Source organism: bacterium (assembly GCA_013360195.1).
Lineage (GTDB): Bacteria > Electryoneota > RPQS01 > RPQS01 > RPQS01 > JABWCQ01.
This window is the reverse complement of record JABWCQ010000002.1, coordinates 24,592-47,686: the sequence shown is the minus strand read 5'-3', so window position 1 is coordinate 47,686 and position 23,095 is coordinate 24,592. Positions and strand designations below refer to the sequence as shown.

Annotated in this window: 24 protein-coding genes and 1 tRNA gene; all 25 read right to left on the bottom strand. The window is 50.2% G+C overall.

Translation table 11 applies throughout. From position 1 onward, the window contains the following. Window positions 1–62: 62 nt before the first annotated feature. The 25 genes from rpsP to lpxD all read right to left on the bottom strand — a co-directional run bounded on the left by rpsP (window position 63) and on the right by lpxD (window position 23,094). A complete protein-coding gene (gene rpsP / locus HUU59_01455; protein ID NUO18102.1) occupies window positions 63–542 on the bottom strand; it encodes a 30S ribosomal protein S16 in 480 nt (159 codons plus the stop codon). Between the two features lie 38 nt (window positions 543–580). Next, window positions 581–1,900 (bottom strand): signal recognition particle protein, encoded by a 1,320-nt coding sequence (gene ffh / locus HUU59_01450; GenBank protein NUO18101.1) that lies wholly within the window; start codon window positions 1,898–1,900, stop codon window positions 581–583. An 11-nt stretch (window positions 1,901–1,911) separates the two neighbouring features. Next, window positions 1,912–2,379 (bottom strand): D-glycero-beta-D-manno-heptose 1-phosphate adenylyltransferase, encoded by a 468-nt coding sequence (rfaE2, locus tag HUU59_01445; GenBank protein NUO18100.1) that lies wholly within the window; start codon window positions 2,377–2,379, stop codon window positions 1,912–1,914. A gap of 24 nt (window positions 2,380–2,403) precedes the next feature. After that, window positions 2,404–2,477: transfer RNA gene (locus HUU59_01440), tRNA-Val, on the bottom strand. After that, the gene (locus HUU59_01435) at window positions 2,468–3,466 is read right to left on the bottom strand and encodes a D-glycero-beta-D-manno-heptose-7-phosphate kinase (GenBank protein ID NUO18099.1); all 999 of its coding nucleotides are present in this window, start codon (window positions 3,464–3,466) and stop codon (window positions 2,468–2,470) included. The genes HUU59_01440 and HUU59_01435 overlap by 10 nt, the downstream gene beginning before the upstream one ends. Before the next feature lie 18 nt (window positions 3,467–3,484). After that, window positions 3,485–4,042, bottom strand: a complete 558-nt coding sequence (gene frr / locus HUU59_01430; protein NUO18098.1) for a ribosome recycling factor — start codon at window positions 4,040–4,042, stop codon at window positions 3,485–3,487. Further along, window positions 4,039–4,770, bottom strand: coding sequence for a UMP kinase (locus HUU59_01425; GenBank protein ID NUO18097.1), 732 nt, complete (start codon window positions 4,768–4,770; stop codon window positions 4,039–4,041). Before HUU59_01425 ends, frr begins: the two co-directional genes overlap by 4 nt. Continuing rightward, window positions 4,771–5,646, bottom strand: coding sequence for an elongation factor Ts (locus tag HUU59_01420; protein ID NUO18096.1), 876 nt, complete (start codon window positions 5,644–5,646; stop codon window positions 4,771–4,773). Window positions 5,647–5,675: 29 nt separating this feature from the next. Next, on the bottom strand, window positions 5,676–6,539 hold the full coding sequence (gene rpsB / locus HUU59_01415; protein NUO18095.1) for a 30S ribosomal protein S2: 864 nt from the start codon (window positions 6,537–6,539) through the stop codon (window positions 5,676–5,678). A 122-nt stretch (window positions 6,540–6,661) separates the two neighbouring features. Then, window positions 6,662–7,054 (bottom strand): 30S ribosomal protein S9, encoded by a 393-nt coding sequence (rpsI, locus tag HUU59_01410; protein ID NUO18094.1) that lies wholly within the window; start codon window positions 7,052–7,054, stop codon window positions 6,662–6,664. Between the two features lie 13 nt (window positions 7,055–7,067). Beyond that, on the bottom strand, window positions 7,068–7,496 hold the full coding sequence (rplM, locus tag HUU59_01405; GenBank protein ID NUO18093.1) for a 50S ribosomal protein L13: 429 nt from the start codon (window positions 7,494–7,496) through the stop codon (window positions 7,068–7,070). A 124-nt stretch (window positions 7,497–7,620) separates the two neighbouring features. Continuing rightward, on the bottom strand, window positions 7,621–8,577 hold the full coding sequence (locus HUU59_01400) for a DUF4921 family protein (protein NUO18092.1): 957 nt from the start codon (window positions 8,575–8,577) through the stop codon (window positions 7,621–7,623). Window positions 8,578–8,581: 4 nt separating this feature from the next. Beyond that, window positions 8,582–9,433 carry a carboxylating nicotinate-nucleotide diphosphorylase gene (gene nadC, locus HUU59_01395; GenBank protein ID NUO18091.1) on the bottom strand — a complete coding sequence of 284 codons (852 nt, stop codon included), beginning with the start codon at window positions 9,431–9,433 and terminating at the stop codon, window positions 8,582–8,584. Further along, entirely contained in the window at window positions 9,430–11,640 is a 2,211-nt protein-coding gene (locus HUU59_01390) for a UvrD-helicase domain-containing protein (GenBank protein ID NUO18090.1), read from the bottom strand. Before HUU59_01390 ends, nadC begins: the two co-directional genes overlap by 4 nt. Window positions 11,641–11,651: 11 nt before the next feature. Further along, window positions 11,652–12,707, bottom strand: a complete 1,056-nt coding sequence (mltG, locus tag HUU59_01385) for an endolytic transglycosylase MltG (protein NUO18089.1) — start codon at window positions 12,705–12,707, stop codon at window positions 11,652–11,654. After that, window positions 12,704–13,891, bottom strand: a complete 1,188-nt coding sequence (locus HUU59_01380) for a HAMP domain-containing histidine kinase (GenBank protein ID NUO18088.1) — start codon at window positions 13,889–13,891, stop codon at window positions 12,704–12,706. The genes mltG and HUU59_01380 overlap by 4 nt, the downstream gene beginning before the upstream one ends. 23 nt (window positions 13,892–13,914) lie before the next feature. After that, window positions 13,915–14,862: a glycosyltransferase family 2 protein gene (locus HUU59_01375; protein ID NUO18087.1), complete on the bottom strand. Its 948-nt coding sequence runs from the start codon at window positions 14,860–14,862 to the stop codon at window positions 13,915–13,917. A gap of 28 nt (window positions 14,863–14,890) precedes the next feature. After that, on the bottom strand, window positions 14,891–15,472 hold the full coding sequence (locus HUU59_01370; protein NUO18086.1) for a hypothetical protein: 582 nt from the start codon (window positions 15,470–15,472) through the stop codon (window positions 14,891–14,893). Window positions 15,473–15,494: 22 nt separating this feature from the next. After that, a complete protein-coding gene (locus HUU59_01365; protein NUO18085.1) occupies window positions 15,495–16,868 on the bottom strand; it encodes a tetratricopeptide repeat protein in 1,374 nt (457 codons plus the stop codon). Beyond that, window positions 16,868–17,920: a site-2 protease family protein gene (locus HUU59_01360; GenBank protein NUO18084.1), complete on the bottom strand. Its 1,053-nt coding sequence runs from the start codon at window positions 17,918–17,920 to the stop codon at window positions 16,868–16,870. The genes HUU59_01365 and HUU59_01360 overlap by 1 nt, the downstream gene beginning before the upstream one ends. 1 nt (window position 17,921) lies before the next feature. Next, a complete protein-coding gene (locus tag HUU59_01355) occupies window positions 17,922–19,100 on the bottom strand; it encodes a 1-deoxy-D-xylulose-5-phosphate reductoisomerase (GenBank protein NUO18083.1) in 1,179 nt (392 codons plus the stop codon). After that, window positions 19,097–19,852 (bottom strand): hypothetical protein, encoded by a 756-nt coding sequence (locus HUU59_01350; GenBank protein ID NUO18082.1) that lies wholly within the window; start codon window positions 19,850–19,852, stop codon window positions 19,097–19,099. The genes HUU59_01355 and HUU59_01350 overlap by 4 nt, the downstream gene beginning before the upstream one ends. After that, window positions 19,849–20,658, bottom strand: a complete 810-nt coding sequence (lpxA, locus tag HUU59_01345) for an acyl-ACP--UDP-N-acetylglucosamine O-acyltransferase (protein ID NUO18081.1) — start codon at window positions 20,656–20,658, stop codon at window positions 19,849–19,851. The genes HUU59_01350 and lpxA overlap by 4 nt, the downstream gene beginning before the upstream one ends. Before the next feature lie 5 nt (window positions 20,659–20,663). Beyond that, complete coding sequence (locus HUU59_01340; protein ID NUO18080.1) at window positions 20,664–22,058, bottom strand: bifunctional UDP-3-O-[3-hydroxymyristoyl] N-acetylglucosamine deacetylase/3-hydroxyacyl-ACP dehydratase; 1,395 nt, start codon at window positions 22,056–22,058, stop codon at window positions 20,664–20,666. Beyond that, window positions 22,048–23,094: a UDP-3-O-(3-hydroxymyristoyl)glucosamine N-acyltransferase gene (gene lpxD / locus HUU59_01335; GenBank protein NUO18079.1), complete on the bottom strand. Its 1,047-nt coding sequence runs from the start codon at window positions 23,092–23,094 to the stop codon at window positions 22,048–22,050. The genes HUU59_01340 and lpxD overlap by 11 nt, the downstream gene beginning before the upstream one ends. Window position 23,095 lies beyond the last annotated feature (1 nt).

The window sequence follows — 23,095 nt, the reverse complement described above, 5'->3', positions numbered from 1 at the left end:
CGCACTCTCGCTCGTCTGTTATAAGTGAGTAACCAAAAGGGCGTACAATGCCCCGTGCGAGTTTACTCGCCTTGGGGCTCGCTAACTGCGTTTTCGTTGCTTGCTTCTGAGGTCTTTGACGCTTCAGCTGCGGCCTTGGCCGCTTCCGCAGCTCTTGCCTGTTCAAGCTCTTTGGCCTTCTTCTTGTCCGCTACTGTTGCGAGTTTTGTTTGAGTGCGAAGAAGCGCCGCATTCTTTACGCGCGCACCTTCCGAAGCGGCTTGTTCGGCCGTGGCACCTCGTTTAAGAAGGTCGTACTGTATCATAACACCTTCACGAGAAAAAAGGCTGCGCACTGTGTCGGACGGTTGAGCCCCCTTACGTAACCAGTCAAGAGCTTTTTGTGCGGACAATTCAATGAGGGCTGGCTGCTGCGAAGGATAGTAGACCCCTAATTGATCAAGATATGCGCCGTCACGACGTTTGCGGCCGTCCATTACTACGATGCGAAAGCATGGTACTTTCTTGCGGCCTGCGCGAGTTAAACGGATGCGAACTGCCAAGGTAGTATTCCTATTTAATTCAATTTGTAATTCTTGTCTTATCTTCCGAAAACACGCTTGATTTGGCCAGGACCCGCTTTCCGCAGCTGCTTCATCATTTGAACCATTTGCTCATACTGCGTGATCATTCTGTTCAAATGCTGAACACTCAATCCGGCTCCTGACGCAATCCGCTTTCGTCGACTGGCGTTGAGCACTTGCGGACGCTCCCGTTCAAACGGAGTCATCGAGAGAATGAGAGCTTCAGTGTGTTTGAGTGCGCGCTCGTCGACTTGCACGTTCTTCATCTTCTGGCTCATTCCCGGGATCATACCCAGGAGTTCTGTCATCGATCCCATTTTCTTCAGTTGCCTGAGCTGCTCAAGAAAATCTGATAATGTGAACTCCGCCCTGCGCAGCTTTGCCTCGAGTTCGGCAGCCTTATCCTCGTCAAATGTTGCCTGCGCCCGCTCAACCAGACTAACGATGTCGCCGCGCCCGAGTATTCTACCGGCAATGCGATCAGGATAGAAAGGCTCCAGCTGATCAAGTTTCTCGCCGACTGAAAGGAACTTAATCGGAGCATTTGTAATCGCCCGGATTGACAATGCCGCTCCACCGCGCGTATCGCCGTCCATCTTCGTCAAAACGGCACCGGTAAAGCTCAGACGGTCATAAAACGCTTTTGCAGAATTCACCGCGTCCTGTCCCGTCATTCCATCTGCGACAAACAGGATTTCGGCCGGTTCAGTTGAACTCCGGACACGTTCGAGTTCGCTCATCAAGTCATCGTCGACGTGCAGCCGGCCAGCAGTGTCCAGGATCACGGGATCAAGACTAACCTTGCGCGCATGTCTTAAACCAGCTTCACAGACCTCAACCGGATTCTTACTTTCACCGCGATAAACGCTGACGCCGATTGACTCACCAAGCACTTGGAGCTGGTCCTGCGCAGCAGGACGTTGAAGGTCGGCAGCGATCAGCAATGGTCTGCGGCCTTTTGCTTTGAAGTGACGCGCAAGCTTCGCGCAAAACGTTGTCTTGCCCGATCCTTGAAGACCCACAACCATAATCACTGTCGGCGGTCGCTTGGCAGTGTTCAGCCGCGCTTCCTTCTCGCCGAGCAGGACCACAAGTTCGTCATGAACGATCTTCACAAAAAGCTGCGCCGGCTGCAAAGACTTCAGGACATCCTGACCGAGCGCCTTTTGCTCAACTCGACTTAGGAAGTCCCGCGCAACCTGCAGACTAACGTCTGCTTCAAGAAGTGCGCGTCGTACATCCGACAGCCCGTCACGGATGTTGGACTCCGTTATCTTCCCGACGCCCCGAAGATTTCGGAATACCTTGTCCAGCTTGGATGTTAAGTCATCAAACACGAATCAGGTCCTCAAATACCGGAGCGCTTAAGCATTGATGTGGTTGAATACCCACTTCTGAAGGGAATAGTCAGGACTCTGCCGCCTATTGACTTGACAAACTCCGATCCGGCTATCTGACCGATCTCATAATCGCCCCCCTTCACGAGAACGGTAGGCTTTATGTCCCGAATCAGTTCCTCGGGAGTGTCCTCTTCAAACAGGACAACAGCATCAACGGACTTCAATGCAAGAAGAACAGCCGCGCGATCGAGCTCCCCGTTGATAGGTCGGGAAGGTCCTTTCAGCCGTTTTGCGGATTCATCGGAGTTCAAACCGACAATCAAGAAGTGACCCAAAGCCCTCGCGTCTGCCAAATACTCAACATGTCCCCGATGAAGGATATCAAAAACTCCGTTCGTAAAAACGGCTTCGCCTTGCCGCAATCGCTCAAGGTAACATCTAGCTGCAGCTTCGCGTCGAGTCAGTAGTCCTTTCATTCCGCCTTCTTACTTGCGTCGTTGTGGGCGACACAGGAATTGAACCTGTGACCTCTGGTATGTGAGACCAGCGCTCTAACCAGCTGAGCTAGTCGCCCGAAAGTAATTCAGTAGTGTCGTACGCTGCAGCCAGACGCGCAAGGTCAATGGGTACTACACCGACTTGTTCACATACAATGCCGGCGGCGATATTTGCAAGCTTTGCTGATTCGACGACTCCGGCTCCCCCAAGCTCACAGGCCACATAGGTTGAAATGACTGTGTCTCCGGCTCCCGAAACATCTGCGACATCCCTTGCATGTGTCGGAATTGTGGTCAGTTCACCTTCAAAGACGATTGTCATTCCCTTATCGCCGCGAGTGACCATCAGGACATCGGGTGATAAGGCATTCTTGAGTTTGCCAATTGCCTCACCTAAGGACGAGTCATCGTGAATCTTCATACCTAACGCACGTTCGGCTTCCCTCAAGTTCGGCTTGAAAAGATGTGCCCGGCGATATTGCATGAAGTTGTCAAATTTCGGATCAACTGCGACAGGAATGTCGTTCTTGCCGGCTAGCTCCATGACGGAAATAATGACACCAGTCGTGAGCACACCTTTGTTGTAGTCCTGTAGAATTATCGCGTCCAAAGAGCTGATCTGTGACTTAAGAATCTCGAGCAGTTTGCCGCTGTCAATTTCGCCAAGCGGATCCTGAGTCTCTCTGTCTACTCGTACAACGTGCTGATCATGCGCTATAACGCGAATCTTCTCAGTTGTCCTTCGGCCATTCAGTGCAAGCAATCCGGATCGGTCGCACGCAAATGCCTCCAAGTGCTCACACAAAATGTCGCGAGCACTGTCCGTCCCGCACACACCGAAGGCGACAGGTGTGATTCCCAGAGAAGCGAGATTTGCGACCACATTACCGGCCCCGCCAAGGCTGCTGCGCTCTTCCTCTATGTCAACAACCGGTACAGGAGCTTCAGGACTGATACGCCTGACGCTTCCAACGATGTGCCTGTCAAGCATGTAGTCGCCAATTACCGCAACTCGCTTGCCGCGTGCAATCGACAGTATTTCAAAGAGACTCTTGGACGGGGACATAACGGCTCTGAGACTTACTCAGATTTCCATGACTTCCTTTTCCTTGAGTTCAAGGAGATGCTCCATCTCCTTGATATGCTTATCCGTCAATTTCTGAATGTCGTCCTGTGCACCCCGCGATTGGTCTTCAGAAATCTCGTGCGACTTCTCAATCCTCTTTATGTGCTCATTGGCATCGCGGCGCACGTTTCTGACCGCGGTTTTCGCATCCTCAACATACTTCTTTACGACTTTGACAAGCTCCTTACGGCGCTCCTCCGACAACGGTGGGAGCGTCAATCGAATCTGCTGGCCGTCATTACTTGGGTTTATTCCCAAATCTGACTTCTGAATTGCCTTTTCGATCGAGTGTAGTGTGCTCTTGTCCCAAGGCTGAATAAGAATTGTCCTGGCATCCGGCGTGGAAATATTGGCCATCTGTGAAAGTGGCATCTCCGCACCATAAGCCTCTGCTCGAATTGGTTCGATCAGTCCAATAGACGCCTTGCCGGTACGAATCCTCGTCAATTCTTGACGCAATACCTCGACCGATCGTTTCATTCGCAGATCACAATCTGCTATAATTTCCTTAATCATGCTGCAATTGGGTTCGCGATTAAAGTACCGATTTGCTCTCCTTTTAGGAGTCGCAATAGGTTTCCGCGAATTTTGAAATTAAAGACTTGAATAGGGATCCCGTTCTCCATACAAAACGTCACGGCAGTTGAGTCAATAGCCCGCAGCTGACGTTCAACGAATTCCAAGTAGGTAATTCTGTCATATTTCGTCGCCGTCTTATCAAGCACAGGATCAGCCGTATATATGCCGTCCACTTTTGTTCCCTTAAGGAGTACATCAGCGCGCATCTCTTTTGCGCGAAGGGCTGCGGCCGTATCTGTTGTGAAAAAGGGACTGCCCGTGCCGGCTGCAAAAATCACTACGCGCCCTTTCTCCAAATGCCGCATCGCGCGGCGTCGTATGAACGGCTCTGCGACAGTCTGTAGGGGAATCGCAGACTGTACACGAGTAGTAACCCCAAGCTTCTCAAGAGCATCCTGAACGGCGAGGCTGTTGATTACAGTCGCCAACATTCCCATCTGGTCTGCGGACACCCTGTCCATTCCCGATGCAGCACCTTTAAGACCGCGGAATATGTTTCCGCCCCCAATCACGATACCGATCTCAACTCCGAGCCTTGTAGCCTCAGCGACCTCTTCTGCCATCGCATTCATGGTCGCAGGGTCAATGCCGTAAGCTCCTTCGCCTGAAAGTGCTTCGCCCGAAAGCTTTAACAGCACGCGATGGTATCTAAGCTCGCCGCTCAATCAGGCGCCTACCCGGAATCTCAAATACGACTTGACTGCTATCGGTTTGCCGACTGCCTTTTCCGCTGCAGCGATAACATCCTTGACTGTCTGTTTCGGCTCTTTGATAAATGGCTGCTCAAGCAGGACAATGCCTGCCAACCACTTGTTAACACGGCCTTCAGCAATTTTGGCAACGGCCGGCTCAGGCTTTCCTTCTGATCTTGCACGATCCTTCTCGAGTTCCATCTCCGCACTTATCTTGTCGGCAGGAACCTGCTCACGCGTCAGGAAATCAGGTGCGGATGCTGCCACCTGCATAGCTAGATCTCGTCCCAGAGTCTGTATTTCGTTCCTGGATCCATCCACGCCGCTCAAGGCTACCAGGACGCCAAGTTTGTTGTCAGAATGTAGGTAGTTCCCGACGTAGCCGTCTGTCAATTCAATTCGTCCAAAGCGTGCAATCTCGAGCTTTTCGCCAATCTTGCCAATGAGAGCAGTAAGGCTCGATCCCACATCAGATCCGCCAAATGGCAACTTCTTCAGGTCGTCCAACGACTTGCCATCTGCGTCCTTCCAGTTCAGCACCAGGGTTGCGATGTCGGTCGCAAACTGCTTGAACTCATCATTACGGGCGACAAAGTCGGTTTCAGAGCGTACTTCGGCCATTGCAGCACTCTTACCATCTGACGATGTAACAACTGCAACTACCCCCTCCTCAGCAGATCGTTCCGCTCGCTTCTCTGCAGCAGCCTGGCCCTTCTTTCGCAGGATTTCAAGTGCCTTGTCGCGGTCACCGTTGGCTTCGGCCAAGGCCTTCTTACAGTCCATCATGCCGGCGCCGGTTTCTCGACGCAACATCGCAACGTCGGCGGCATTAATCATTACTTCAGACACTGTCTATCTCCATTAGGTAAAAATTGAATTTACTGACCGCCTGTCGGCTTGGCCTCGTCATGCGGACGTCTTACTCTTCTACGACGCAACTCAGCTCCCTGATCGCCGCCCCGGCCACGCTCACGTTCACGAATTCGTGCTTCACCCGTAGCTTCTGCCTCACGCGCTTCTATATCAGCTTGTGCTTGACGAAGGTCCGCGTTTGCCCGGTACCGAGCGGTGCCTTCAATGACAGATTCGGCAATCGCTCGAGTTATCAGAGCAATTGACTTGAACGCATCGTCGTTGGCAGGAATGGGAAAGTCGACTAAGCTTGGATCAACATTGGTATCACAAATCGCGACAACAGGTATTCCCAATCGACGGGCCTCCGCAACCGCGATTTTCTCACGAATAATATCGACGACAAAGATTGCCCCCGGCAAATGACGCATGTCACGAATACCGCCCAGAGTATGAATCATCTTTGCATGCTGACGCTGCTTGGTCAGTCTCTCTTTCTTCGAGATCTTCTCAAACGTACCGTCCGTCATCATTTTCTCGATGCTCTCGAGGGTCTTGATACCCTGACGAATCGTGGCGAAATTGGTGAGCATGCCGCCAAGCCAGCGCTCTACCACAAACGGAGTCTGGGCGCGCTTGCCTTCTACCGATATCGCTTCTCTGGCCTGGCTCTTGGTCCCCACCAAGAGTATTTGCTGTCCATTGGCTGCGACTTCTGATACAGCGGCACAGGCTCGCTCTAATAAGGATTGTGTTTGGCGGAGGTCGACCAAGTGTATACCGTTCTTATCCATCAGGATATACGGTGCCATCTTGGGATGCCAGCGGCGGGTTAAGTGCCCGAAATGGGCACCTGCAAGCAGCAATTGCTGCAATGTAACACGAGACATGAAGGCTCCTTAGTTGGGGTTGGTCCTACCCAGCCGTCAGTTCTTTCTGTAATTCCGGATCGGAACACCCACAGTCAGATCAGGCCAAGTGAGAGTTTATAGCAGGAGATCCTGCTGATTTCTTAACGCTTTGAGAATTGGAAACTCTTACGAGCGCCAGGCTTTCCGTACTTCTTCCGTTCCTTCTCACGCGGATCGCGTGTCATCAGATCATTCGCCCGCAGTACCGCGCGATGAGCCTCATCAAGAACGGTCAGCGCGCGGGAAATCCCTAGTCTGAAGGCTCCTGCCTGACCGGACTTGCCACCGCCCTTGACAGTTGCATGAATGTCCACCTTGCCCATCGTCTCGGTAACAGTCAATGGACGTTCAATAAGCATTTGCAGAACGTCACGCTTGAAATAGCCGAGTACGTCTTTTCCGTTAACTGAAATTTTCCCCGTTCCAGGGGCAAGCCAGACACGGGCAATTGCCGTCTTGCGGCGTCCGGTCGCGTATATTCGTGAGTCTTTCATGGTCTATCGTGATTTAAAACTTGATCCCAGAGGGCTGCTGCGCTTCGTGCGGATGCGAGGCTCCAGCGTAGATTTTGAGCTTCCCCAATTGTTTTCTGCCCAAGCGGGTTCGAGGAAGCATTCCCTTAACAGATTCGAAAATAACGCGTTCAGGATGCTTCTCCGCAAGCTTGCGCAGAGGTGTGTACGTACCGCTGCCGGGATAACGCGAATGCGAGAAGTATATCTTGTCTTCCCATTTCTTGCCTGTCACACGAATTTTGTCTGCGTTGATGACTACGACAAAATCACCTGTGTCAACATGTGGGGTAAAAGTTGGCTTGTTCTTGCCGCGCAAAATTGACGCGATACGTGTGCTAAGACGGCCAAGCACCTGGTCTGTGGCATCCACCACCACCCAACCGCGCTCAGTCGTCTCGTTTCGAGCTAAGAAAGTTGTCATTTATGTTTATCCTTTACGTGCAAAGTCTTGAAATTTAATGGATGACGACCAAAATGTCAAGGCTTCCCGAGTACCGCAAATGTTATGTACTTAATTGTAACTTATTGTTTTGTATTATTTTGCTTCAATCCGGCCAATGGCTTCGGAGAGTTCTCGCAGCCTCTTCAGGAGGCATGGACACAATGTGAACGCCTGTTCCCCATTCAAAACCTGCCTGAGTGCCTATTCTGGGAATGATATCAATAGCCCATAGCTTGGCATCGTACCGGTTTGGAGGGGTGGAGAATAGAACTAGATTGTAATCCGGATTGTCATTTGACCTTGCCAACGCCTTGAGTGAGCGACTGAGCATTTCAGCAACTGCAAGCAACTGCTCGTTGCTCAACTCATCAAACCTCATATGCTGACTTGACAGGATTTGCATCTCGAATGAAAATCGTGGCGCGAAAGCGACCAACAATATGCTGTCACACCGTTCCTCCAGAATTCTAACCTTGTTGTCGCGTTCGAAGGCAACCCATCTGCAATGCTGACAGCCTTCATCTTGATCAAATGCAGACTTGCTGATTCGTCTTTCAATGTAATCCGGGACGACCGGCAGAGAAACGATCTGTTGATGCGGGTGAACTAAAGTAGCACCGCCTCGATAACCTTGATTCCGAAAGATATGTACATATGCTGTGCCTTGGACTTGATACAGTGCCCTAAGTCGCCTTTGCCATAGCTGAAAAATGGATAACCATTTTGTGACACTGTAATCGAACGCCTGTGCGAAGTGATCAGCTGTCTCCACAAGAACCTCGTGACTTCCAACTGCAGCAAAGGCCAGGTTGAACTCAATGCTGCACTTCGCGTCCTTCTCGACGGCAGGAAAGCGATTCGGGAATAGGCGCATGTCCCAATTGCCTTCATTATCCTGTTCGATAGCAGAAGGCGTCATATGCTCGTTTCCTCGGCAGAATGCGCAATTCGAGTTGTCCGGTGTCGTGATTGATACCGTAAACTCGGAAGGTCGAGCGCCACGCTGGCCGTTTATTAGAACAGTATGTCCTCGTAACGGGTCTATTCTGAATTCAGCCACTGTCCTAGTTCACTGACCAGTCTACTTCTAATGCAAAGTCTATGGAGTCAACTGAGTGTGTCAACTCGCCTACTGATACCGCTTCGATACCCGTTGCCGCGTACTCTCTGATATTCCCCAAATGGATCCCGCCTGAAGCCTCGAGCGATACGTCTTTCGCGTACCTCTCCACAGCTTCACGCACCTGCTCAGGTGCAAAGTTGTCAAGCAACACCTTCTTCCACCCCATTCGGACAGCGACATCGAGTTCATAAAGACTTGCAACCTCGATCTTTCCCTCCCTCAAGTTCATCTCCGCATCAAGATCTCCCTCCAATCTCTTAGCCAATGACTCTATCCCGCCGATGATGCTTAAGTGATTGTCCTTAATCAAAATCTTAGAGTAGAGACTGTCGCGATAGGTGTCACCACCGCCTGCCCTCACTGCTTCAATTTCCAGCCTTCTTAGCCCCGGCGTGGTCTTGCGCGTGCACCACACTTTCGTGCCATACGGCCGTGCAATTTCGACAAGCTCAGCTGTTCTGGTTGCGACACCTGATAAGTGTGTGAGAAAGTTAAGGGCTGTTCGTTCCGCCTTTAGTATTGAGGACGCTTTGCCAAAAATCGACACAACACGATTCAAAGGTCTTACTTTCGCGCCGTCTTCACAAAGAGGCGTGACGACGACTTCAGGATCTATCGCTGCAAAGACCTCCTTCACGGTATTCAAGCCAGAAATATAGGCGTTTTCGCGCGCTTCAATCCATGCTTCTCCCACGAGAGAAGTCTCAACCAGCCAGTCCGTCGTAACATCAACTCCGCTAGCCAGATCCTCTTCCAATGCCAATCTAATGATTTCAAGTTGTTCTGTAATCACGACAATTTCTTCAAGTTTGCGAATTTGACAGCTAACAATTTTGAACCGTAGCCGCTAAAGGCTACCCGCACTTTCAGTGAATCCAGGTCTCCTGACTTTGCGGTAACAGTGCCGATTCCGAATTCTGCGTGCTCAACAACATCCCCGATGCGAAACTCGATGGAAGATTTCACACTACCTCTAAGACTCGATTGTCTCTCAAGAGTTCGTGAAGTACGGGGAACGGAATAGCTGATTGCGCGCTCTTCATCGGTCGAAACATATCGAAAAGACGATCGGGATGGAACCCCAGCACCCCTCAAACGTGTGGGATCAATATCTGACAGAAATCTGGACGGCAATTGGTACTCGAGCCTGCCGTTTATCGGACGAGCCTCTGAATACGAAAGGTATAATCTGTCCTTTGCCCGGGTCATGGCGACATACAGCAGCCGGCGTTCTTCATCTATTGCTTCACTGGACTCCATGCTTCTGCTGTGCGGAATAATATTCTCCTCCACTCCAACGACAAACACAACTGAAAATTCAAGTCCCTTTGCTGAGTGAATGGTCATCAAAGGCAATCTGTCTGAATTCGACTCCAACTCGTCGATATCTGAAACCAGTGCTAAATCAGAGAGAAACTCTGATAAAGTAAGTTCCGGCATCTGTTGCGAACGCTCCCATGCACCGGTCTGAAACTGCCGAAGATTTTCAAGTCGATCGCGTGAATCTTGGTCTTCAAGTTCAGAATAGCGCGTTTCCATACCGCTTGCTACCAAAGCCTTATCGACTACTTCAGAGAGCTTCAACGATTCACTTATTGCCCGAAGTTCGACAATCCTGGCAATGAATTCCTGTGCCTTTGCACGGGGCGAACCACTTAACGTCGAAACCACCCATGACACATCAAGCAAGGCTGAGCAGCCCAGTGAACTCCCTCTGCATGAACCAATCAACTTGTCGATGGAAGTTTGACCAACCCCCGGCGCAAGCTCGCGCAAAACGCGCGTCCAAGCCTGTTCATCATACGGATTTGAAATCACTCGAAGGTAAGCAATCAAATCCTTGACCTCCTTACGCTCATAGAACTTCAAACCACCAACTACAGTGTAGGGCACTCTGTGCTGTACAAGGACCTCTTCAAAGTAACGGCTGATAGCATTAGTCCTGAACAATATTGCAAAATTACTTAGACTTAGTCCCTGTTTTTGGCGAATGTGCTCAATTTCCGCGATAATTTCATTCGCTTCGTCGGCAGGCCTACCGTATGATCTCAACGTTACCTTTTCGCCTGAGATCCGCTCCGTCCACAGTTTTTTATCATGACGATGGCTGCTTGCTGAGATAATGTCATTTGCCGCATCGAGAATTTGCTGCGTAGACCGATAGTTCCGCTCCAGCCTTAGTATCCGCGCGCCGGGAAGCTTTTTGCCAAAGTCCAGAAGATTGCGGTAGTTTGCACCACGCCAGCTGTAAATTGACTGATCGTCGTCGCCCACGGCAAAGAGATTGTTCTGCGGACTTGCAATGAGGCAGGCAAGTTCAAACTGGACTTGATTTGTGTCCTGAAATTCATCAATTAAGAGATGATCGTACTTATGCTGGAGAAGGGTTCGAAAAGCTTCATTCTGTTTCATGCACTCCAGTGGAACCAACAGTAGGTCGTCAAAATCAAATGCCGCCGCTGATCTTAGTCTTTCCTGATAGTACTCCAGAAGTTGCTCAGCCAAACGCGCTATCGGGTTTCGATGATCGAATTTGCCGCCATTCTTAATGCGGGAAATGAGACTCTTGACCTGGCGGGCGGTAACTCCTTCATTCGACAACTGTCGCTCGTGCATCAATTCTGATATAACTCGTACGCTATCCTCTTCATCGTATATGGAAAAGTCTGGCGGTACTCCGCATGCATTAGAATAACTCCTCATCAAGCGTACGCAAAAACTATGAAACGTACCGGCCCAAGGTAGATCCGGTTTGCCCGACAGATATTCGGCGAGTCGGCCTCTTAACTCCTGTGCAGCTTTGTTCGTGAACGTCATCACGGCAATTGAGCTTGCAGGTACTCGTGAGTGCTCAATTAAGTGGACAGCGCGTCCCGCCAGTACCCTCGTCTTTCCTGATCCTGCTCCCGCGAGAATGAGTGTCGGTCCTGTGTCCACCGTCACCGCATTACGCTGCTCGTTGTTCAATGTGCTCAAGAAATCCTGATGCATTGTCAACATAAAACTACTCTCTAGCCCCCAGAACTAGTATCTGCTTCCAATGCCTGGTTGCGTCGCAAATCATCCAGTCTTTCCTTGGCGAGCAAATGTTCTTCAAATGTTCCGCTAAACGTGTGCAACCCATTGCCTTGGGCTACGAAGAACAAGTACGATGTGGAAGCAGGATGAAGCGCAGCCTCAATAGACTTCTTCCCCGGGTTATTGATTGCACCCGGCGGCAGCCCCGGGTACATGTATGTGTTGTAAGGGCTATCGACTCTCAAGTCACTGTAGTAAAGACGGGATGGACCTTTACCAAGTGCATAGCCAACCGTGGGGTCCGCTTGAAGAAGCATGCCTTTCCGGAGCCGATTATGATAGACTGATGAAATTATGCGCGCTTCACTTTGTACTTGACACTCCCATTCCACGATACTAGCCAAAGCTATTAACTCATTCAGCGAAAGACCCAGAGCCAGCAGCCGTTCATCGGTGTCAGGCGGGAGTTGCACACGAAAGTTCGCGAGCATTCTTTCGATAATCTGCTCCGGACTTTCATTGCCCGTGAAGAAATATGTGTCGGGAAACAAGTAACCCTCAAACGAAGGGCTGTCAACACCGAGTTTCAGAAGGAGTCGTGTGTCAAACGCCGCCTTGACAAACTGTGCAGAATCGATTCCAATCTCCCTGGCCAAGATCCCCGCATATTGATAAATCGTGAGTCCTTCCCGAAATGTGACCGGGATTCCAACGGCCTTGGCTCTGCTTAAGGCCTGGATAAGCTCTACCAAAGATTGGCCAAGCGCCAATCGTATTGTACCCGCCTGCAGCTTTGTGTCCACTCCAAGAAATCGAGCTGCAATTCCAAACAGGCGCGGGTGTTCAATTAGACCTTCCCGATACAGGATTGTCGAAATATCATCAAGTGTGGCACCTTGCGGAATACGTACGGTAACTTCCCGTCTTGCTCCATGCACGACAGCTCCCTCTAGAAACAAGCGTGACCAGAGCTCCAATCCGGCAAGCACCACAAGTATTACCAGCAACAAACCAAGACTTGTTGCCATTCGCCATCCCCTACTCTTCATGGCTTTGCACTCTCCGCAGTCGGAAGTACGATTCTCATGGTGGTCCCGCGTCCTAAAGACGTTTCTTTTATGAAAAGTTTGCCGCCGTGATACTCTTCAATGATTCTTCGAGATAACGAAAGTCCGAGTCCCCAGCCCCGTTTCTTTGTAGTGTACCCGGGTCGAAAGACCAATTTCCTGCTTCTTGGTGCTATGCCAACACCATTGTCTTCAATGTCAATATGCGCGACACCGGACGACTCTGAGCATAGGATGCGTATCCTTCCGCCGCCATCTCGCATCGAGTCGATACTGTTGCGAATCAGATTCTCAAGCACCCAACCAAATAGTTCGATATTCACACTCAATCGTGGTTCACTCTCGTAAACGGATTCAATCCTTACGGCGTTTTCTCCCTTTGGAAGTCTCAATCTGAAGTAATCGGCTGTCTCCTCGATCACAGACCTTACGTTTGCTGACTGCACAGAAGTTTTACTTCCGATCTGAGAAAACCGCGCGGTCACTCGATTCAATCTGGCAAGATCCCGCTCCATTTCTGCAACCGCATGCGCATCTGCGCCATTTGCCTTTAGCAACTCAATCCAGCCGAGGAGTGAAGTCAGAGGTGTTCCCAATTGGTGCGCCGTCTCCTTTGCTAGTCCAACCCAGACCATTCGCTCTTCGCTTCGCCGAATATTCTGGAATCCGACATAGCCGACAAGAATGAAAAGTCCGGTCGCTAGAATTTCTATCCACGGAAGCCAGCGGAGCTGACGAATCACTAAAGAATCGCCGTAATGAAACCAGTCTGTCGTCCCTTCTGCAATTCTGATTGGCAGCGGCGGATTTCCTTGCGCATCCATTTCCCGGACAAGCCTGGCGATTTCCTGTCTTGATTCACTTGAACTGTCTCCAGGAGATACGTCCACGTTTTTCCAAAGCTTCGGTATGCCCGCGTCGTCTGTCACAATGATTGGGAAATCAACATCCTGGATCTGCTGCAGCGCGAATCCTATCAACTCAGGATTGTCACTTCGAATAAGCGCTGTGTAAGTTGCAATCTTCTGTGTAAGCGACTTGCGAGTACTCTCCTTGAGCTGCGTTACAATGAACTGCGAGTACGCAAGCACCGAAATCACCAGAATGATTGCGATAAGAAAGAGGACGCCTTTGAACGTCCCCGCATTGTTGCTAGTTAGCCTCAATCACTCTCCGACGATTCTGATACTCAAACGATGCCAGAGCTATTGCTATCATACTTGATAGGATATGTTCTTTGCCGTTCATTAGCATGTGTCAGCATCTCGCCAATTAAGCCGAACGAGAAAAATTGGACTCCAATTACCATGAGTAAAACGCCAAGAAAAAGCAACGGTCTGTTCCCAATCGGAGTCCCCATCATCCAGATTATTGACAAGTACAGGTTGATGAAGAAGCCGACAAGTCCGCTTAGCAGACCCATCGTGCCGAAAAAATGCAGAGGTGCTCGATTAAAGCCCGACAGAAATACAACCGTAAGTAAGTCAAGAAAACCGTTCAAGTATCTTCTCATTCCGAATTTCGAGTGACCAAATTGCCGCGCTCGATGAACAACCGGAATTTCGGTGCACTTGTATCCCATTTTGTGCGCAAGCACAGGCAAGAATCGGTGCAGCTCGCCGTATACGAATAAATCCTTCACAACATTACGTCGATAGGCTTTAAGTCCGCAATTGAAATCGTGCAGTTTTATTCCGGAGACTTTGCTTGTTACCATGTTGAAAAACTTTGACGGGAGAGTTTTCTCCAGTGGATCGTGACGGATCTTTTTCCAACCGGATACGAGATCATATCCTTCCTCGATCTTTGCGAGCAAAGCTCCGACTTCTGCAGGATTATCCTGCAAGTCCGCATCCATTGTAATTACGAATTCACCGCTTGCTTCCTGAAAGCCTACAGCAAGAGCTGCAGATTTGCCGTGGTTGCGCCTCAGCGATATCACCCTGATGTGCTCGTCAATTCGAGCAAGCTCTATAAGCAGATCAAGTGATCCATCCCTACTTCCGTCGTCGATAAAAAGCAACTCGTATGGCCTGCCAAGGGCGTGAAGTGAATCGCTCAACTGTCTGTGTAATTCCCGCAGTGACTCAACCTCGTCAAAAAGCGTGATTACAACACTGATACTTGGTGAACTCATGTTCGAATGAAGTTGCTGAAGTTCGGTACTAATCTTTGATCGTCCAGGTCATCCTAAATTTCCCGCTGCTGTCACGAAGCACAACTTTCCTGAACGGGCATATTGAATCGCGTTCCGGCTTTGAGTACTCTTTATATATGTCATCGAACCCTTGTCGTCGAATTCTCTCAAGATAGCGCGAGTCCCCTCCTAATGCCCAGCTACGCTCACCTTCATCGTTCAATTCCATTGAGATCGGCAGTATGTCATCAATCCGCCAATTCGGCATGCTCTGATTCATCACATCGTTGATGCTGGGGATATCGGTAATCATGTTGGATTGGGGCTGTCCTGCCTCTGGCCAGACAATAACTTGCTTGTCCGTAAAATAGACCTTCAGGAAGACGTCGTTACGTCCAAGTACTTCCAATAGCACGTGTCCATTTCTTGTCGCTCGAATCGTGCCCTTCGCGCTTCCGCGCATTTTCGGAGAATCCAGACTGACTTTTACTTTGGCAAGACTTGTCTTACCAATCGGCCACTCAAATTCCTCGGGTCTCGTCGAGCGCTGGTCCGCCTTCTGAAACTTCAACTCCGGCAAAGTAGACGCACAGCCTTGACACAATGTCAATAAACAGAAAAGTACGGCGATTCTATTCGCCGAGTTTTTGACGAACACTCGCATTCTTTGGGTCGAGTTCAAGTGCAGTCTTCCAGTTCTCTGATGCTAAGCTGGGCTTGCCCATTGCTTCGTAGATATCCCCGAGATGTTCAAAGATTGGCGCACTCCTCGGATCATGTTTCAATGCCCTCTTTATCCATTTCAAGGCGTCCTTGAATCTACTCTGCTTGAAATAAATCCATGCTTTTGTGTCAAGATAAGATGGATTTTCCGGTTCCTTCTTTAATGCCTCGTCGACCAGCGACATGGCTGTCTCCAGTTTCAATCCCCTCACCGCATACATATACGCGCAGTTGTTTAAGTAAATTGCGGCACTGTCTGAAAGTGACATAGCAATACTGTAATATCGCTCGGACTGTTCAACGCTGTCCTCTGAATCATAAATAAGTGCAAGACTGCCTGCCGATGGGTACAAAGTTGAATCAAGCTCCAAGGCTCGAAGAAAGCATTCCTTTGCTCTGGTCGAATCCATATTACGCAAATGAACAAGTCCTTCTAAATTGAAGGTTCGCGCATCGTCTCCGGCGCTCTTACGGGCCGACTCCGCAATTCTAAGGACACTATCGTATCTTTCGGCCTCGTATTCGATTACGAGTCGCAAGTACCAAAATCTCGCATCAGAAGAATCAAGGCGTATCGCCTCTTCGACGGCTTCAAGTGCACGCGATGTGTCATTTGATTGCAAGTATAACGTCGAAAGCGTGTATACAATTCCCGCGTCTGTCGTATCCGCATTATACAACTCGGTTAAATATGGGATTGCTCTCTTGCTCTCTCCTGACACGAGATAGATCGCGAGTATTCGCCGGGTAAGGTCAAGGTTTTCGCCATCACTCTTTGAGATTTCCGTATACAGCGAATCTACCGTGTCAAATGATCCCGTACTTAGGCTCAGACCTAATAAATCAATCTGATAGCCCCTATTATTCGGATTCTTATCGAGGAGCAGGCGTACAATTCTCTCTGCCTCCCTTGCATTTCCGCGCGCGGCCAAAAGCCTGCTCTGAAGTTCAAGTGCTGGTTCATACATCGGGTCTATGGAAAGTGCCTGCTGAAGCGCCTTTTCAGCCCGCTCAATTGCTTCAGACGACTTGTTCTCATCAGCCAAAACCAGATATTGCTCCGCCAGCGCCACATAGAGAAACGGTGAATCCGAATCATATCTTATGGCTTCCTCAAAGAAGTATATTGCCTGGTACGGGTTACCCTGCTGAGCCGCCGCGTTACCCTTGATGAACTGATCAAGTGCTCTCACGTCAGCGCCATCCATACTCTCCTGACCGCCTGCTGCCACGGCCAAGAGCAGCACAACAACTCCAAGAACACTAATGGTCTTCGTTTTCATCAGCGGCTGAATAGTTTCACGATGTCATGATAGGACACGACAATAATCAGCAAAAGCAACGCTGCCATGCCAGCCTGCTGGATTGCCAATTTCACCCGGGTCGGAATCGGTCTTCTGATTATCGATTCAATCAAGACCACTACAATGTGGCCACCATCAAGTACTGGAAAAGGCAAGATGTTTAGGAAACCGATCGATACGCTGACGAAAGCAATAAAAAAGAGGAACTCGCTCATACCCTGACGTGCACTTTCCCCGGACAACTGTGCGACGCCAACAGGTCCGGAAAGCTGTGAAAGGCTTCCCTCTCCGGAAACAAGATCGCCAATAAACACGGCCAAATTTGCGGTTGTTCGATAACAGAACACAAAACCGCTCGAAATTGCCTCGCCGAACGATGCGTCACGATAAACGACTGCGGGCGATATTCCAATGACCTTCCGGCTGCTGTCCCCGGATTGCATCTCCTCCGTTGGAACTACAAAACTAAGATTCTCGCTGCCCCGAAGCACCGTCATGCGCACAGAATCACTTGACGCCGTGATTCTCTCGACGACCTCTTCCCATTCAGTAACTGCGATGCCATCGATGCTCGTAATGAGATCCCCTGCTCTTAAGCCGACCGAATGGGCGGGCCTTCCCTCAACTGTTTGTCCAATCTCCGATCTGCCAACGTCAGGCAGTCCAACCGCAACCGTCAAACCAATGAGGATAACAACGGCGGTTAGATAATTCATCAGGACTCCCGCTGAAAGCACGAAAATCTTTTGCGCTGCATTCTTGGACATGAATTCATCCGGGGCACCGGTAATACCTTCCTCGTCCAATGATTCATCCACCATTCCGGCGATCTGGACAAATCCGCCCAGCGGTATCCACGACAAGGAGAACTCCGTGTCGCCGTATTTTTTCGTGAATATTCGTGGTGGAAACCCTATGGAGAATTTCTTCACGCGCATTCCTGTCAATCGCGCCGCGACGAAATGTCCGAATTCGTGGATAGTGATAATTATACCCGCAACGAGTACAAAGGAAAGAATCGTGACCAGCATGTTAGTTCAGGATTGTTGATCCCGTGTACTCCTTGACTAATTCTCCAACAAGAACTCGAGACTTTCTGTCCGCTTCCATGACGACTTCGATTGAGTCAGCAGGCGTAATTTCAAGCGTGTTCAGCGACTCTTCTATTAACTCCGCAATTGCGGTAAACCGGATTTGACCGGCTAAGAAGGACTCCACTGCCACTTCATCCGCCGCCGAGAGAATTGCCGGCGCCGTGCCTCCGGCACTCGCCGCATGAAAGGCAACCTTGAGGCAAGGATAGCACTCGATGTCAACTTCATCAAAATGCAAGGCCTCTATCCTATTCGGTGCCGTGCTAACAATGTTACTAGCTATTCTGACCGGATGGCTAAGCGAATACAGGATCGGCAATCGCATATCCGGCGTTGAAAGCTGAGCTTTGAAGCTTCCGTCAATAAACTCGACCATGGAGTGAATCACTGATTCGCGTTGCCGAACAACTTCCACCTTTTCTATTGATACGTCAAACAGCCTGCAAGCTTCAATCACTTCGAGCCCTTTGTTAAAAAGAGTCGCTGAGTCGATCGTGATTTTCGGACCCATTGTCCACGTCGGATGTGACAATGCTTCATTGGGTGACACGAATTGCAGGGTATCCGGCTTTCTGTTCCAGAAAGGACCGCCTGAAGTCGTCAACCACAGTTTTCGCACATCTGAAATTCGTTCACCTTGCAAACACTGATACAACGCGCTGTGCTCAGAATCAATTGGTAGGATTGTCGCGCCATGATCACGCGCACACGCCATGACCAATTCGCCGGCGGCTACCAGAGTTTCCTTGTTTGAGAGTGCAACGTTAACTGATTTTCGAAGTGCGGCAAACGTCGGCAGAACACCGGCCGAACCCATGACCGCATTAAGCAGCAAGTCGTATTCGAGCTCTTCTGCTTGTCTGGTGAAGGCATCAGGTCCAGTGAAGATCTTCGCTACACCGATCTCATAGGCCGCAGATCGAAACTTCGCTTCGTCAGATGGTTTCAGCAGAGCCAGACTCTCCGGTTTCCAACGTCTGGCTTGCGCCAATAGCTCGCGTTCCTTGTGCCCCGCTGATAATCCAGCGACGCAAAAGTGCTCTTCATTTACCTCTATTACAGAGAGAGCTGAATTGCCTATTGATCCAGTGGATCCCTGCAACAATATACGTTTCAATCTATGGTCACCATTCTTGTGTCATCGACTCGGCTGCGAAATCGTTCATATTCTGTCAAAAACGCATCTGCCATTGACTCGCGCAACGCGGGCACTATGTCTGACTTGCCAATTTCTTCCCCTACACATGTGGATTTGTCGGCCAGTCTTGCTCGCAGATGCATCTTCTCTGTTTCGTCTTTTGTAACGAGGAAATCCACGATCCGCAAGTGGTCAGGGCCGATCAATATTGATCCGTGCTGCAGGAGTGCCGATTCCAGCCGTCGCTGTGCGCTTCCAACTATCTTCTTTCCATTCGCAGTAACCTCCCAGCGAGACGTTCGCGCAAAACATGAAGTCCGGTTTTGCAGGGGAGCCAGCGTTTCTCCGCGTTCATCTAACTGTGCGTCCACACCAATTGCCGTAAGTCCCGCCTTTAGTGCCCGACCAGCGAACTCGAGAAGTAAAGAACCAATGCGCAGATCATCGGCTTCGGGTATGACAATCGAATATGTTAACTCTTCACTATGTAACACAGCTGCACCTCCAGTCGGACGCCGGACAAGAGGAACATCGCTTGCTTCAAGTTTCGCGAGGTCTATTTTTCCTGTCTCCTGGTGATAACCAAGTGATAGCGTTGGAACTTCCCATTGATAGAGATACAGTCTCGGGGCGGATCTTTGACCCTTGGCTGCCATCTCCAAGTCGTGAAAATCACGCTCCATTAAGAACTTTCCAGACAAAGGGCCATCTTGTCTGATTTCCAGTCTCATATGGATTCCTCTTCTACCTTGTTTCTGCTACGACCTGGCATGAGACCCCGCTTGGATGCTCTGACAAACTCAGTGATTTCTTTCTCATACTCGTGTCCTTCAAAGCGCCGCGATATCTCATTCACAGCCTGACTGACATTATACTCTGACCTGAATAGAAGCAAATATATCTCTTTCAACATTCTTATTTGGTCATTCGTGAAGCCTCGGCGGCGCAGTCCAATTACATTCAGTCCCATATAGGATAACGGATGTCCGGCAGCAAGTACATACGGAGGTACATCCTTTGGCACCCTGAATGCTCCGCCAATCATGCAATGACGCCCAATGTGCACAAACTGATGCACTGGCACCATGCCGCCGAGTATTGCATAATCTCCAACATGCACGTGACCTGCGAGTTGGACACAATTGGATAGAATAACCTGATCACCGACGCGACAGTCGTGTGCTATGTGTGCATAGGACATTATCAGACAATTTGATCCGACCGTTGTTTTGCCCGTCGCAGCTGTTCCACGGTTAATCGTTACAAACTCGCGAAGTATCGTATTGTCACCTACGAAGACATTCGATGGCTCACCGGTGAATTTCTTATCCTGAGGTTCGCCCCCAATTGACACCATCGGTGAGACTTTGACGCCGCTGCCGATCCGCACACCTGAAAAAATACGGGATGAGCTCCCAATCCATGTATGATCTCCGATACTAACGTCTTCATCAATGACTGCATACGCGTCGATCACGACATTGTCGCCCAACTCTGCGTTCGGGGAAACCTGAGCTGTATGATGAATTCTTGACATAGCTTTTACCCTTGGCGATCGATGACTGCTGCGGTCATTTCTGCTTCCGCAACAAGTGTTTGATCAACATGTGCCGTTCCCTTCATCTTGCAGATTCCTCGTCTGAAAAGAAGCATATCAACAGTGAATCTAATCTGGTCGCCAGGGGTGACCGGCTTTCTGAATTTCACGTTCTCTAGACCTGTAAAGTAAACCACTTTGTTCTCGGGATTCTCGACGGAGTTCAAGAGCAGAACTCCACCGGTTTGTCCCATTGCCTCAATAATTAGGACACCCGGCATGACGGGATGGCCAGGGAAATGCCCGTTGAAGAACGGTTCATTTCGGGTGACATTCTTTAGGCCTACCACTCGCTCCATGGGAACCAATTCCAATACTCTGTCAACAAGGAGCATCGGGTATTTGTGCGGAAGCAGCCGCTCAATTGCCTCGGAGTCAAAAACGTACCCTTGGCCGCTCTTGCCGCCGAACTTTCTGGCGACCTTCTGTGCTTCAAGGTAACGGCGAAGCATTCGAGCGACTTCAACGTGTGATGAATGTCCGGCTCTGGCTGCAAGCACGTGACATTTTAGTGGCGCCCCGACAAGCAAAAGATCACCGACCAAGTCCAACGTCTTATGGCGGACAGGCTCGTTCGGAAACCGAAGCGGAAAATCTCCTAGTACCTTCCCATCGTGCTTCAACTCCCCCGAGAAATTGAACGACTTCTTCAGTTCGCTGTATCGTGCCTCATCTAGCGTCTGGTCAACGAACACTACGGCATTATCCAGACTGCCCCCTTTAATCAGCCCCCTCTCTTTTAGCTCCTGCATTTCTGACAACAGGCAAAATGTCCTGGCTTTGGAGAATTCGTCAACAAACTCGCTGATCGAATACATTGACGTGTACTGAGTGCCGAGCAATGTATTCGGATAGTCGATCATGTATGTGATTCGAAACTCCGAAGAGGGCACCATCACGATGTCAATAGCGGCCTTGTCATCGTGGTATGTGAGAGTTTTCTCCAGTTCAAGGTACACTCGCTCGGCGTCTTGCTCGACAATCTCAGCCTTGCGCAATGCCTCTATGAACGGGAACGCGCTGCCATCCAAAGCAGGCGGTTCCTCGTCCGTAAGCTCTATGACCAGGTTATCAATCTGAAGCCCGGCAATCGCGGCAAGCACATGCTCGACCGTATGTATTCGAGCATCCCCAATTCCCAATACGGTACCTCGGGCAATATCGATCACATAGTCGACCAGGGCGGGAATTGGTGGAGACCCGGGAAGGTCCGTACGGATGAAAACGATACCGTGATTTGCCGGCGCAGGCTTGCAAGTCATGCTTACCGGTTTTCCGGTATGCAATCCAATTCCTGACACGCTAATCGCCGTGCCGATTGTCCTTTGCTTATCGCTCACTCTTCTCCTCGTTTGTGCGATGCTCGATTCCTAAACGCTCCTCTATCCTTCGCACCCGACGCAGCAATTCCGGAAGTCTCGGAAGCGCTGCTTCCATTCTCTTCCACAAATTGTGCGGGCGTGCGGGACTGCCGGAGAGAATCTCACCTGCTGCAACGTCCGTCGCAACGCCGCTTTGAGCACCAAAGGCTGAACCATCGCCGATTCGTATGTGTCCGACAAACCCTGCCTGTCCTCCGATCCGGCAATAGTCTCCTATCTGGGTAGATCCCGATATTCCCGCTTGTGCTGCGATGACGCAGTGCTTCCCGATTCGTACGTTATGCGCGATCTGTACCAAATTGTCAATCTTGGTGCCTTCTCCAATTCGAGTCTCACCCATTGTCGCGCGGTCAATTGTCGAATTTGCACCAATCTCAACGTCACTCTCGATTACGACAATTCCAACTTGCGGAATCTTGCGAAATCGGCCGCTTTCCATTGCGAATCCAAATCCATCTGAACCAACAATCGTTCCACAGTGTATTGTAACTCGTTCGCCGACTTCACAATCATGTCTTACGTGGACACCCGGGTGTAAGATACTCCCTGCCCCAATGCGCGCATTCTGGCCGATGTAGTTCATTGCTATCAGTCTGCTGCCTTTGCCAATCCGTGCTGATGATTCGATAATGCATCCCGGGCCAACATACACATCCTCATCAATTGCGGCCTCCTCGGAAATAATTGCAGTGGGATGAATGCCGGTACCAAATACCGGCGCAGGATTGAAAAACTCCAGCGCCATTACGAATGCGGCATAAGGATCAAGAGTCTCTATGCAGTCGCCAGTAGATCTCCGAATTCCTTGTGCCACCAAAACAACACCTGCCTGTGTTTCCTCAAGCAGCCGGGCATACTTCGCATTGGCGAGAAACGAAACCTCTGAGCGATCCGCCGTCTCAAGCGGTGCAACTCCGATAAGCTCCCTATCGCCATCGCCGAAAAGTTTACCGTTCACAAGTTTGGTCAGCTGACCGGCCGTGATGCTTGTCACG